We start from the raw sequence: 13,889 nt of genomic DNA on the forward strand, positions 1-13,889 counted from the left end.
GGCCGCAGAAGCTCACGCTTGTTTCGCGGCAATCTCCATAGCCAAAAGCCCGCTTTCACCACCCGTAACCGGCTGGCGCAAGCCGTCTTCTCGCCGACGGCATTCCTCCAGCCGGGCCCATTCCGCGCGTATTCTAGAGTATTTAACACTTGAAATGCTCGCTTACGGCAGGCAAAAGCCTGCCTTCTCGCATTTCGTGGCAAGGATTTTCAAGAAAATCCTTGCAGGGCAGTTAGCTCATTTCATTCGTAAACTGCTCTAAAAAGAAAAAATTCCCGAAGAAAAAAGAAGAGAAAAGGTTTTTGAAGGATGGAAGGCGTAGGGGGAAGGGAACCTTTGTTCACAAAAGTTCCCTTCCCCCTACACAAAGCCACTATCTTTATGCTCTGCTACTCTTCAACTTTGCGGCCTGTCCACTGCGCCAGGAAGGAGGCGGCACTGTGACCGGCGTCCAGGTGTTTGAGCAGGGCGCTGCCAAAAACCACGGCGTCGGGCTGGGCATCGGCGGGCAGGTCTTTGAGTTGGGCGGGTTCGCGCAAGCCGAAGCCGAGGGCCAGGGGCAGATTGAAGGCCGTGCGGGCACGACGCAGGGTTTCCGCCACCTGAGGGGCCAGGCCATTGCGTTCGCCGGTAATGCCCATGACCGAGACGACATAGGTATAGCCTTCACCATCGGCGGCATAGAGGGCCATGCGTTCTTCACTGGTATTGGGGCCTACCAGAGGAATGAGGGCGATATTTTCCTTTTTCAGCGCCGCACGCAGAGGACCGGATTCCTCATGCGGCAGGTCGGGCACGATAAAACCGTGCACGCCGCCGCGGGCCGCATCACGGGCCAGGTTTTCGTAGCCGTACTGCAGAAAGGGGTTAACATAGCCCATAAGCACCACCCCGGCCTTGATCAGGCCCTTGCGTTCGCGCAGGGAAGTAAGGACGCCGCGCAGGCTCACGCCGTCGCTGAGGGCGCGCCGCGAGGCCTCTTCCACCACCGGGCCGTCGGCCACGGGGTCGGAAAAGGGCACGCCTATTTCAATGATGTCCGCGCCGTTTTCGTCCAGTTCCATAAGGGCGGGCCAAAAGGCGCTGCGGTCGGGGAAACCGGCGGTGAGAAAGGGGACCAGGGCCGGACGACCTTCGGCGTTGGCGGCGCGGATTTTTTGTTCAAGCAGATGCATGGCTATACCTCGCTGGCGGCAGTACCCCGCCCCAGAGCCTTGGTGACGATGCCGAGGTCCTTGTCGCCCCGGCCGGAAAGATTGACCACCACCTGATCCCCGGCCTTAAAGGCATGGGGATGCTGCAGCACCCAGGCCAGCGCGTGGGAGGACTCCAACGCGGGCAGAATGCCTTCGGCGCGGCACAGGCGCTGGAAGGCGGCCAGGGCGTTGTCGTCCTTGACCATAGCATAGTGGGCGCGGCCGGTCTTTTGCAACCAGGAGTGTTCCGGCCCCACGCCGGGATAGTCCAGACCGGCGGAAACGGAGTGGGAGGGCTCCACCTGGCCGTCGCTGTTCTGCAGGAGCATGCTGTAGGCCCCGTGCAGCACGCCGGGCGACCCCAGATTGAGCGGCGCGGAGTTGAAGCAGCCGGGCACGCCTTCGCCGGCGGCTTCCACGCCGATGAGGCGCACGCTGTGGTCCTCCAGAAAAGGGTGGAACATGCCGATGGCGTTGGAGCCGCCGCCCACGCAGGCCACCACGGCGTCGGGCAGGCGGCCGGTCTTTTCCAGCATCTGCGCGCGGGTTTCCTTGCCGATGACGCTTTGCAGCATGCGCACCAGGGTGGGGAAGGGGTGCGGTCCGGCGGCCGTGCCGAAGCAGTAGTGGGTGGTTTTCTGGCAGGTGATCCAGGCGCGCAGGGCCTCGTTGATGGCATCCTTGAGGGTACGGGTGCCGCTTTCCACAGGGTGGACTTCCGCGCCCAGGAGTTTCATGCGGGTGACGTTGGGGGCCTGGCGTTCCACGTCTTCCGCGCCCATGTAGACGGTGCAGCGCATGCCCAGGCGCGCGGCAGCGGCGGCCGTGGCCACGCCGTGCTGACCCGCGCCCGTTTCGGCCACCAGGGCGGTCTTGCCCATGTGTTTGGCCAGCAGGGCCTGGCCCAGGGTGTTGTTGACCTTGTGCGCGCCGGTGTGGAGCAGGTCTTCGCGCTTGAGCCAGAGATCAAAGCCCAGTTCGCCGGAGAGCGTGGGGCAGTGGGTCAGGGGGGTGGCCCGCCCGGCGTAGTTGTGCAGCAGGTCGTTCAGTTCTTCCTGAAACGCCCCTGTGGGATAGATGTCGCGCATGGCCGCTTCCACTTCCATGAGCGGCGGCATGAGCAGTTCGGGTACAAAGCAGCCGCCGAACTCTCCGAAGTAACTGTTTTTCATGACATGTTCCCATTGCCTTTCGGGTTTGCGGCAGCGACGGCGGCCGCCATTTTGTCCGCATTCTTGCGCCCCGGCGCGTCTTCCACGCCGGAGTTGAAGTCCACGCCGCCGGGCGTGCACAGGTTGAGCGCCGCGCGCACGTTGTCCGGACCGAGCCCGCCGGCCAGCAGCCAGGGATGCGGCGCGCGCAGCCGACACAAATCCAGCCATTCCAGGCGACGGCCGCTGCCGCCGCCCTTGAGCCCCGCGTCCAGCAAATAGTAGGCGCAGGCCTCTGCGTGCCGACGCAGATCATTGTACAATAAAGCTCGATGACTGTAACGCTCCGGCCAGAGCACCCTGATGACCCGCTCCGGCCCCACGGCCAGCGCGCACTCCACGCTCTGACAACCGTGGAGCTGGGCCAGATCCAGCCGGGCTTCGGCCATGACGGCTTTGATTTCTTCCGCGCCCTGCTGCACAAAGACGCCTACCCGCAAGAGGGGGCCTGTGTCCAGTGCGGCCGCTGCGGCGGGGAGCACGCCTCTGGGACTGCGCGGATGGAAAATGAAGCCGCCCATGCGCGCACCCAGGCGCACGGCCTGATCCGCGTCCTCCTGTCGGGTAAGCCCGCAAAATTTTACAAACATGCTTCACCCCCCTGCCCGGACGCGCCGGGCGCAGGGAGCACATGGGGCGCAAGCAGGGCGCGCAGGGCCGCGCCGGGCTTACCGCCCTCCATCAACGCCCCACCGACCAAAGCCGCCGTGTAGCCCGCATCTGCCGCGGCGCGCAGATGCTCCGGCCGGCTCAGGCCGCTGGCGGCAATCCAGACTTCCCCGGCCTGGGGGGGAAAGGCGTGGATAAGCTCCAGACAGACCTGCCGATTTACGCAGAGCGTTTCCAGGTCACGGGCATTAACCTGGATGAGCCGCGCTCCGCTCTCCCGCGCCAGGCGCAGGTCCGTTGCGTCAAAAACCTCCACCACGGCTTCCAGGCCGCAGCTTTCGGCCAGCTCCCGCAGGCCGCGCAGCAAGGCCACGTCCGGGGTGAGCCGCACAATGAGCAAAAGGGCCGCGGCCGGAGTAGCCGCCGTGGCCCGCACCTGCAGGGGATCGCAAAGAAAATCCTTGCGCAGCAGGGGCGGACGCGGCCCCGTGTACAGAGCCGGAGCGGCCGCGCGCGCCAGATAGTCCAGACTGCCGTGAAAGTGGGCCTGCTCGGTAAGGATGGAGAGGGCGGCGGCCCCGGCCGCGTGGTAGGCGGCGGCCACATCTTCCACCTCCAGATCTTCGCAGATGACCCCGCGCGAGGGTGAGGCCCGCTTGTACTCGGCAATGACGGCCAGCGGCTCCCGCCCTGGAGCAGTCAGCGCCGCCGTGAAGGAAGGACGCGATCCCGCCAGGGGCGCGGGCAGGGCGCCCCGTGCCTCCAGGGCCCGTAGAGCGGCCAGCTCGTCACGCTTGGCTGCGCGGAAGCGTTCAAGCAACATCCAGCACCTTCCTGCCCGCGCCGCTGCTCACGGCCTCCCGGGCGCGGGCCATGCACAGGGCCATGTCCGCCTTTTCGTCCAGCAGGTAGAGGGCAAGACCCACGTTGAGCACCACCATGTCCATCATGGGACGCGGCCCCTGACCGGCCAGAATGTCCTTGAGCACGGCCACGGCTTCGTCCTTGCTGTGTACGGCCAGGTCTTCCACCGTGCAGGGGCCGATGCCAAACTCGCGCGGGTCCAGCGTCATGGAGTTCACCGTGCCCTCGTGCAGCAGGGCCATCTGCGCGGGGCCGATGGGCGTCACCTCGTCGTAATTGCCCGAACCGCAGACCACAGCCGCGCGATAGAGGGGCGACTGGAGCAGGGTTTCGGCCACCAGATCCACCAGCTCCGGCCGGGCCACGCCCATGAGCAAGTGACTGGGTCGGGCCGGGTTGATCATGGGGCCCAGGATGTTGAACAGGGTGCGCACGCCCATTTCTTTGCGCACCGGGCCGATATTGGCAAAGGAGGGATGAAAAAACGGCGCAAAGAGGAAGGCGAAGTTGCGTTTGCGCAGCATGGCGGCCACCGAAGCGGGCTCCTTGTCCAGGGCTATGCCCACGCCTTCCAGGGCGTCGGCGCTGCCGCACTTGGAGGACACGGCCCGGTTGCCGTGCTTGACCACCTTGTAGCCCATGCCCGCCAGGGTCAGGGAAGTGGCCGTGGAGCAGTTGAAGGAATTGCGGCCGTCCCCGCCCGTACCCACCACGTCGATGGTGGTGCCGGAGATGCCGTCCACCCTTACGGCGCGGGACAAAGCGGCGCGGGTGGCGTGGGCCAGTTCCAGGGGGCTTTCGCCCTTCATGCGCAGGCCCATAAGAAAGGCTCCAGCTTGGGCCGGGCTCATTTTGCCGTCCATAAGGGCGGCAAAACCGGCGGCGGCCATTTCGGCCGTGAGATCTTCCCGACGGGCCAGACGCTCCAGAATGCCCGCCATGTCGGCCACGCCCGCGTCCTTGTCCTCGCCCATAACGGCTTGGGGAAAGTTGCCCAGCAGGCGCAGGCCTTCGGGAGTCAGCACGGATTCGGGATGAAACTGCACGCCTACCCAGGGACGGTCGTTGTAGCGCAGGGCCATGACTTCGCCTTCGGGAGCGCGGGCCGTGACCGTAAAGCGGGGGTTGGCGGCATCTTCATCGGCGCGCACCACCAGGGAATGGTAACGCCCCACGCGCATGGGATTGGGCAGCCCAGTAAACAGCCCCGTGCCGTCGTGCACGATTTCAGACTGTTTGCCATGCATAATGCAGGGGCCCACTTCTACCCGCGCGCCGGCGTGCAGGCCCAGCAGCTGGTGGCCCAGGCAGACGCCCAGCACGGGGATGCGGGGACTGAGGCGGTTGAGAAATTCCGGGCAGAGTCCCGTATCTTCGGGGCGGCCGGGGCCGGGAGAGATGCAGACCATGGTGAGGTCTGGGCTTGTGGCCAGGTCCAGCAGGGCCGGGTCATCGTTGCGGCGCACTTCGGGCTTGTGGCCCAGGGCATAAAAGGCCTGCACCAGATTGTAGGTAAAAGAATCGTAATTATCGATGAGCAGAAACATGATTCGCATCCTCCGCACGCAGGGCCAGGCGCATGATAGCCGACTTGTTGCACACTTCCTTCCATTCCAGTTCCGGGTCGGAGTCGTGGACGATGCCGCCGCCCGCCTGCCAGAACAGCCTGCCCTCGTGCAGCCACATGCTGCGAATGGTGATGCCCGTATCCAGATTAACGCTGTCCTTATCCAGCCCCAGCCAGCCTATGCAGCCCGCGTAAGGGCCGCGGGCGCGGCCTTCCAGCTGACGGATGATTTCCATGGCCCGCACCTTGGGCGCGCCGGAAACCGTGCCTGCGGGGAAGGTGGCCGCCAGTACGTCCAGGGCGTCCAGCCCTTCATCCAGGCGGGCCGTAACCCGGCTGGTAAGGTGCATAACGTGGGAATAGCGCTCCACTTCCATATAGCGTTCCAGGTTCACGGAGCCGGGGCGGGCCACCCGGCCCAGGTCGTTGCGGCCCAGGTCCACCAGCATGACGTGCTCGGCGCGCTCCTTGGGGTCGTCGTGCAGTTCGGCGGCCAGGCGGGCGTCTTCCAGATCGTCGGCCCCGCGCCTGCGCGTGCCCGCAATGGGCGAAAGCTGCAGCTGCCCCGCCGTGCAACGCACCATGACCTCCGGCGAGGATCCCAGCAGGGTGATTTCCGGAAAGCGCATATAAAACATGTAGGGCGAAGCGTTAAAACGCCGCATGCGCCGGTAGAGCTCAAAGGGATCGCCCGCGAAGGGGGCGGAAAAACGCACCGACGGCACCACCTGGATGGCCTCGCCCTGGCGGAGCATCTCCTTGATGCGGCGCACAAAGTCCTTGTAGCCCTGTTCGCCGGGTTCGGCGCTGATGGTCTGCGGGTCCAACAGGGCGCCCTGCCCCGCTTCGCCGGGCTCCAAGGGCTGCCGTGCCCCCTGCAGGGCACGGTGATCGCCCAGGCTTACCTGGCAAAGGCGGTTGTAGAGATGGTCAAAAACCAAGACCGTGGAGGGCAGCATAAGCTGGCAGTCCGCCTCTTCCGGCGGCATAAGCCGGGCCAGCTTGGGGTTGAACAGTCCGGCCATGCCGAAGCCCAGATAGCCGTAAAGGGCACGGGTAATGGGCGGCAGGTCGGGCACATTGGACGGCGGCGTGATGTCCACGGTCCGCATGAGCGCGCGCAGGCCCTGCACAAAGGGGCGGCCTGCAAACTTCTGCAGCCCTGTGAGGCGCTCGTCCAGCACGGTGAGTTCCAGGTTGCCGTCACGGCAGGCAATGAACAGTGCGGCGTCGCAGGCCAAAATGCTGTAGCGGCCCCAACGGCCGTCCACCTCGGCGCTTTCCAGCAGAATGCCGTTGTCCTGCCCCACCATGCCCATAAACAGACTGATGGGCGTATCCATGTCCGCCGGCAGCCAGCGGGCGGACTGTTGCAGCGTGATTTCCGGCTGCGCGTTCCCCTTGTTGTGCATTTGCGGCTTCCTTCAGGTTGTTGCAAAAAGGGTTAAAAACAAAAAGCGCCGTCTCCACGGGGAGACGGCGCTCATAGACGACCAAACCAACGTACCGGAACCTAGGCCCGCACGTCTCCCCCACGCAGTTGCTTGCGCCACCACCAGCCCTGCAGGCTGAAAAGAATGGTGTGGGAAAGACCGGACATGCAAACCCCTTATTCCGTATTTTTTGGCAGATTACCGACAGGCTGCGTTTCTGTCAACAAAAATCCGCTGAAAACATTTCAGGCCGTGTCGCTCATGGAGCTCGCCGCGGGCCGCACCCAGCGGCGCACGGCCGCCATCAGACTTTCAGGGTCAATGGGTTTGGGCAGGTGGTCGTCCATACCGGCGGCCAGGCTTTTTTCATGGTCGCCCAGCATGCCGTCAGCCGTCAGGGCAATGATGGGCAGGCTGCGGCAGCGCTCCGTGCCCCGCAGCAACTGGGTGGCGGTGATGCCGTCCATCTCCGGCATATGAATATCCATGAACACGGCGGCGTAGTCGCCCTCCAGGGCCATGTCCACGGCTTCACGGCCATTGTTGGCAATATCTACCGTCAGGCCGGCGGCCTCCAGCAGTTCCTTGGCCACCAGCTGGTTGATTTCATTGTCTTCGGCCAACAAAACCCGCAGGCTGTCGCCTTCTGCCATGGCCCGGGGCGGGGCAGCGGCAAGGGGCCGGGCCGAGGCGGCGACCGACGAGCCAAACACCTCCCCGATGGTCTGCAGCAGCAGCATGGGGCTTACGGGTTTGATTAAAAAGTGACGTATGCCCGCAGCCTGAGCCCGACGCATGATTTCTTCCCGCCCATAGGCGGAAACCATGAACACCGTGGGCGTGTGGGGCAAATCCGGGCAGGCGCGGATCAGCTCTGCCGTTTCTATGCCGTCCGGGCTGGGCATTTTCCAGTCCATAAGCACCAGCTGGTAGGGTTCGCCTGCGCGCGCGGCCCGCACCAGTTCGTCCAAGGCCTCGCCGCCGCTGGCGGCCTGCCCGGAACAGAAGCCTACAGTTTCCAGAGCCTGGCAGAGGATTTCCCGCCCGGTGGCGGCATCGTCCACCACCAGCACCCGCAGCCCCTGCAGGCCAGCCTGGTCGCGGCAGGCCACGGTGGCAGGCCGCGCCTGATCAGCCGCCAGACCAAAGTGGGCCGTGAACCAAAACGTGCTGCCCTCCCCCACTTCGCTCTCCACCCGAAGCTCCCCACCCATGAGGCTCACAATCCGCCGGCAGATGGAAAGCCCCAGCCCCGTGCCCCCGAACCGGCGGGTGGTGGAGGTATCCGCCTGGGCAAAGGGCTGAAACAGCATGGCCGCCTGGTCCTCGGTCATGCCCATGCCCGTATCGCGCACGGAAAAACGCAAAACCGCATGGCCGTCCCCCTGACTTTCGCGCTGCACGGCCACCGCCACCTCGCCCTTTTCCGTAAATTTGACGGCATTGTCCACCAGATTAATAAGCACCTGCCCCAGACGCAGAGGATCCCCCACCAGCCGGCGGGGCACGTCCGGGCTCAGGTGCAGCAGCAGCTCCAGACCCTTGTCCGCGCTCTTGGCCGATTCCAGCCCCATGAGCTGATCGAGCACTTCCTCCAGCGCAAATTCCGTCTGCTCCATTTCCATACGCCCGGCTTCAATTTTGGAAAAGTCCAGAATATCGTTGATAATCCGCAACAGGGCGCGGGCGGAGGCGGCAATGTGCCGCAGGTATTCGTGCTGCCGGGGCGTGACATCGGTCTGCTGCAGCAGATGGGTCAGGCCCATGATGGCGTTCATGGGCGTACGGATTTCGTGGCTCATGTTGGCGAGAAATTCGCTCTTGGCCCGGTTGGCCTGCTCCGCAGCCTGCTTGGCCTGCTCCATGGCTTGGCGGCTCTGCACCAGGTCAGTCACGTCGCGGCAGTCTTCAATAACGCCCCGCAGCACGCCGTCGGGCGCAATCAGGGGCGTCATCACCAGGTCGCAGTAGACGGCCCGCCCGGTGCGGGCATGCCGCAAGGCCGTGCCCGTGGAGCGGGCTTCCCCCTGCAGCACGCGCCGCACAAGCGCCACGGTCACGCCGCCGTCTTCGTCCAGAGGGCCGCCGCCCGGAGCGCCGGGCACCGCGTCCCGGCTATGATCAAAAAGCCGCAGGTAGGCCGCGTTTACCTCCTGCACCCGCAGATCACGGTCAATAACGCGCATGCCGCCGCCGGAGGCGTTGAAAATCTGGGCCATTTCCGCCTCGGCCCGACGCATTTCCCGCTCGGCCCGCCGACGCTCGGTCACGTCCGTGCCGGTAAAAATGAGGCCGAACAAACGCCCTTTTTCATCGCGCAGGGGCACCTTGACCACCTCTACATCGCGCGCTTCGCCGTCCTTATTGTGCATGACCTCCTGATACCGGCGTATCCCGCCGGAGGCCAGCACCTCCCGGTCCACCCGGGCAGCCTCAGCGGCTTTCGCCGCCGACAGCAAAGCGCTGTTGGTCTTGCCCTCCAGTTCAGCGGCGGACCGACCGAAAAATTCCTCAACCCTTTTGTTTATTAACAGATACCGCCCGGCTTCGTCCTTCAAAATCACCATGCTGGGCAAATGGTCCACGATGGCCCGCAACTGCTGCTCGCGCTGCTCCAGAGCCTCGGCATTGGCTTCGGCCGCGTCCAGGGCCTGCCGTCGCGCCCGCGATTCCCGCGCCAGACGACGGTTCCAGAGCAGAGTGACGCCCAGCAGACTGCCGCCGCAAAGCAGCCCCAGCGCCGTCAGACGCCAGACAAAAGTCCAGTCTGTGGTCCGCTCCACCTGCAGGTTGGCCCAATGCTCCACCAGATCCACCAGGTCGTCGTGGGGCACGCTGTCCAGCGCCTTATCAAGTATGCCGACCAGCTGCGGCCAATCGCCCCGCACGGCCAGCCGCACCGCATATTGCAAGCCGGGCAAGGGCACAGGGCGCAGGCCTTTGATGTCGCCGTTGCGCAGGGTGTAATCCGCCGCCAGGGCCAGGTCCACCACGGCATCGTAATCGCCCCGCCGCAGCCCGTCGAGCCCGGCGTTCACCCCCGCCAGCGGGACCGTCTTTACATCAGGGACGAGCTCGCGCAGCCTGGCCTCCAGCCCCAGATGGTTGTGGACAGCCAGGGTCTTGCCCGCCAGATCGTCAAAACCTGTAACCAGACGGTCGCTGTCGCGCATGATCGCGGCCACCGGCAAAGACAAAACCGACCGGGTGAACAGCCAGGGCCGCGTCCCGGCCGGCACGTCGTCCATAAACGGGACTACATCGGCCTCCACGGGGGCGGCGACGACGCCGCGCCCCAAGGGCACGGGCACGGCCTCCACCCCCAGACCGACGGTCAGCAGGCGGACCACGTCCAGGCTCAATCCGCGCATCTGCTCCCCACTGGCAAATTCCAGCGGCGGCCATTGCCCGTGCAGCGCCACACGCCAGAGAGGGTGCGCGGCGAGCCAGGCCCGCTCCACATCATTGAGGCGCAGCTCCCGCCGCATCTTGCCCCAGACGCGCAGGTCGCGGTTGCGTATCCAGCGGTTTTCCAGCCCCACCAGTTCGTCACGGCTGATGCGGGCAAAACCCTCCTCCAGCAAGGGCAGCAGGGCCGCATCCTCTTTGCGCACGGCGGGGTGCAGGCTGCGGGTAAAAAGAATGATGGGCCGCTGCGCAAAGTGTGGGGTAAGGCCCAGGGCGTCGATGGCGCTGTAGAGCGTGGGGAGCATGCCGGCCACGCCCTGCGCCTGCCCGCGCACCACGGCCATAAGCATTGCCGTGATGTTGTTGGCCGGCAACAGGCGCAGATCCGGATAGCGCTCGCGCAAAAAGGATTCCTGCACCGAGCCATTGAGCACGGCAATGCCGCCCTCGCCCAGCTGAGCGGGGTCGACGGCTTCCCGGCCGCCGGCGGCGGACAAAATTCCCGTGCGGGCGGGGTACAGGGGCGGACCGAAGTGCGCCCAGACGGCCCGGTCTCCCGTGATATACATGCCAAAATGGATCTGGGCGCGGCCCGCCCTGAGGTCTGCCACAGTAGCGTCCCACGACGCCATGCGGAAGGTGACCGCACGCCCCACCTTGCGGCCCCACAAACGCCAGAAATCCACCAGCAGCCCAGCCGGCTCGCCGGTTTTGGCAACAAAAGAAAGCGGTTCGTTGCCCGTCATGCAGGCTATGACCAGGGGAGGGGCAGAGTCCACGGCTGCGGACGCCGTCTGCGCCCTTATGACCGACAACAGCAGGATGCAACCAACCAATATATATACTGTTGTCCTGGCCATGACGTCCCTTGCCGCACGGCTTTTTAAAAAATATTATATAAATTCCATACTATATTTTAGTAACAAAGCGCATGCGCCAATGCAACAACAAATTTTTCATATTTTTTTAAAATTAAAATTTTTTGTTATTCAGACAGATTGCAAAGCATCCCTAATCGCTTCATCCGGATAGACGATACTATTCATGACACGCATGCAAACGGGCTGCGGAGTCTCCATGACCCCGCAATCATACCGGCTGCCGCGCTTGTCCCGGGCAGGAGCGACGGCGATTGCGCTTCGAGAATTTTTTGAAGGTTCAGCCGCAAGGAGGCCGCATGAAGATGGGATTGATGCAAAAGATGCTGATTGTTGTCCTGCTGCCAGCCATTATCGGCCTGTTGCTTGTGGCCGGCCTGAGCTACCGCATGTCTGAAAACACTCTGCGCCAACAGATCAGGCAGGACGTCCTTACCCTGCTGGACAACCAGGAAATCAGCCTGCACGCCGTGTTTGAAGGCCTACAGGAAACCCTGAGCCTGCTGGCGGAAAACAACCGCATCAACGCCTTTCTGGACGCCCACAACACGGGCCTGCCCCAGGAGGAGCTGCAGCCCCTCTTCCAGCGGACGGATACGGCTCTCAAAGCCTTTACCGAGCGCAATTCCAAGGTGGCCTTCTGCGGGGTGATGGACGCCGCCGGTCTGACCATCGCCCATCATGTGACGGGCGAAAAAAATCCCAGCGCATCCGTGGGCAAGGACTTTTCCAGTCGGGAATATTATAAGCGCGGCATCGCGGGTAAAACCACAGTCATGAGTCTGGTCAGCGCCACCACCGGCAAGGTGACCACAGTCATAGCCATGCCCCTGACGGACAACGGCAAGGTCAAAGGCGTGATCTGGACCGGGGTGGACAACTTCAATCTGGCCAAGGTCACCACCAACAAGGTGCGCTTTGGCGAACACGGCAGCATGTACGCCTACGACCTCAAAGGACGGGTAACCCTGCACCGCGACGCCAGCCGCATGGGCAACGATGAAAGCAAAAATCCTGTGGTGCGGCAGATGTTGGCTGCAGATGACGGCCGGGCAAGCTATACCGATGCGCAGGGCAAAGAAAAAATCGTCTACTACACGCGCATGCCCGAAGAAGGCTGGGTGCTCTGCCTGGAATTTGACAGGGAGGAACTGTACGCCCCCATCATGACCATGCTGCGCAACAACATCTTCCTGGCCCTGGCCTGCGCCCTGGTGGTGGGGGCCATCATCATCCTGGCCTCGCGCGCCATTGCGCGCCTGCTGGGCGGCATTTCGGGCATGACCGAAGCCGTGGCCGGCGGCCGTTTGGAGCTTAATGCACAGGAACGCGCCTTGCTGACCGACGCCGCCAAGCGGCGGGACGAATTTACCGTGCTGGGCCAGGGTGTGGAGCATATGGTGGACAACATCAAAAAGCTGCTGGAGGAAGGCGAGGAGAAAAACCGCGCCGCCCAGCAGGCCGCCACAGAAGCCCAGGAGGCCAAAACCAGGGCTGAAGGCGCGGCCCGCCAGGCCGAAACCGCCAAACGGGACGGCATGCTTGCCGCCGCCGCCCAATTGGAAAACGTGGTCCGGGCCATTGGCGCGGCTTCAGACCAGCTTGCCGCCCAGATAGAACAATCCAACCACAGTGCCGACGAATCCGCCCGCCGCCTGGACGAAGCCGCCACTGCCATGAACGAAATGAACGCCACAGTGCAGGAGGTAGCCCGCAACGCCTCCGCAGCTTCGTCCGTTTCCTCCGAAACGCGCTCCAATGCCGAAGGCGGCGCGCGCATCGTACAGCAGGCCCTGCAGAGCATTGACCAGGTGCAGCGCGTTTCACAGGCCCTCAAGGAGGATATGAACCAGCTCAACGAGCACGCCCAGGCCATCACCAGAATCATGAACGTCATTTCGGACATTGCCGACCAGACCAATCTGCTGGCCCTCAACGCCGCCATTGAGGCCGCCCGCGCCGGCGAGGCCGGACGCGGCTTTGCCGTGGTGGCGGACGAGGTGCGCAAGCTGGCCGAAAAGACCATGGCCTCCACCAACGATGTGGGCAACGCCATCAGCGCCATCCAGACCAGCACCTCCCAGAGCGTGGAAGCCATGGACAAGGCCCTGCGCGAAGTGGAAACCGCTGCGGACTTCGCCGGGCAATCCGGCAAGGCCCTGGAAGAAATAGTGGGCAATGTGGAAGCAACAGCAGACCAGGTGGGCGCCATTGCCACGGCCAGCGAAGAGCAGTCCGCCGCCAGTGAAGAAATCAACCAGTCCATTGTGCACGTCAACGAACTCTCGGCCCAGACGGCTCAGGCCATGCGCGCCGCCACTGCGGCTGTGGGGGATCTGACCGCGCAGTCCCAGCGTCTGAGCGGCCTTATTGCCGAACTGCAGCACAGCTAACGCCTCGGCTGCCGGGGCAGCGTGCTTGCCGTACCCCAAACGGCCTGGGTTTACGTATTCCCAGGCCGTTTTTGCGCCGGACAGCCCGCAAACACTGCCCCGTACAAAGGCGCACACGCCGCAGGCATGTACCGGCATACGCCCAAGCGGCGCATACCGTGCTATTGCCGTGCAATGCAGCGGTCATACATTCCAACATTGCGTCCACAAAGAATATACAACTGTTATAGTGATTGCATAAAATAATTCTAGACTTTTTTTAAAATATAAAGGCCAACAAAAAATGGGGAACATGACGCATGTTCCCCATTTTAGCTATTGTTGTTGACA

At 63.7% G+C, this 13,889-nt stretch carries 8 protein-coding genes; 1 reads left to right on the forward strand and 7 read right to left on the reverse strand.

The window, feature by feature from the left end; genetic code table 11:
• Window positions 1–389 precede the first annotated feature (389 nt).
• From trpA to J7I12_RS05105, 7 genes are all read right to left on the reverse strand, one after another.
• Complete coding sequence (gene trpA, locus J7I12_RS05075) at window positions 390–1,181, reverse strand: tryptophan synthase subunit alpha (protein ID WP_207287307.1); 792 nt, start codon at window positions 1,179–1,181, stop codon at window positions 390–392.
• Window positions 1,178–2,368 (reverse strand): tryptophan synthase subunit beta, encoded by a 1,191-nt coding sequence (gene trpB / locus J7I12_RS05080; protein WP_118230412.1) that lies wholly within the window; start codon window positions 2,366–2,368, stop codon window positions 1,178–1,180. The genes trpA and trpB overlap by 4 nt, the downstream gene beginning before the upstream one ends.
• Window positions 2,365–2,997: a phosphoribosylanthranilate isomerase gene (locus J7I12_RS05085; protein ID WP_118230413.1), complete on the reverse strand. Its 633-nt coding sequence runs from the start codon at window positions 2,995–2,997 to the stop codon at window positions 2,365–2,367. The genes trpB and J7I12_RS05085 overlap by 4 nt, the downstream gene beginning before the upstream one ends.
• Window positions 2,988–3,839 carry an indole-3-glycerol phosphate synthase TrpC gene (locus J7I12_RS05090; protein ID WP_130957798.1) on the reverse strand — a complete coding sequence of 284 codons (852 nt, stop codon included), beginning with the start codon at window positions 3,837–3,839 and terminating at the stop codon, window positions 2,988–2,990. Before J7I12_RS05090 ends, J7I12_RS05085 begins: the two co-directional genes overlap by 10 nt.
• Window positions 3,829–5,427, reverse strand: coding sequence for an anthranilate phosphoribosyltransferase (gene trpD / locus J7I12_RS05095; protein ID WP_118230415.1), 1,599 nt, complete (start codon window positions 5,425–5,427; stop codon window positions 3,829–3,831). Before trpD ends, J7I12_RS05090 begins: the two co-directional genes overlap by 11 nt.
• A complete protein-coding gene (locus J7I12_RS05100; RefSeq protein ID WP_118230416.1) occupies window positions 5,408–6,859 on the reverse strand; it encodes an anthranilate synthase component I family protein in 1,452 nt (483 codons plus the stop codon). Before J7I12_RS05100 ends, trpD begins: the two co-directional genes overlap by 20 nt.
• Window positions 6,860–7,125: 266 nt before the next feature.
• On the reverse strand, window positions 7,126–11,067 hold the full coding sequence (locus J7I12_RS05105; RefSeq protein WP_303192807.1) for a response regulator: 3,942 nt from the start codon (window positions 11,065–11,067) through the stop codon (window positions 7,126–7,128).
• A 398-nt stretch (window positions 11,068–11,465) separates the two neighbouring features.
• Here J7I12_RS05105 and J7I12_RS05110 point away from each other — a divergent pair, with 398 nt between their 5' ends.
• A complete protein-coding gene (locus J7I12_RS05110) occupies window positions 11,466–13,559 on the forward strand; it encodes a methyl-accepting chemotaxis protein (protein ID WP_118230418.1) in 2,094 nt (697 codons plus the stop codon).
• Window positions 13,560–13,889: the final 330 nt, after the last annotated feature.

Source organism: Desulfovibrio diazotrophicus (genome assembly GCF_902498985.2).
Taxonomy (GTDB): domain Bacteria; phylum Desulfobacterota; class Desulfovibrionia; order Desulfovibrionales; family Desulfovibrionaceae; genus Desulfovibrio; species Desulfovibrio legallii.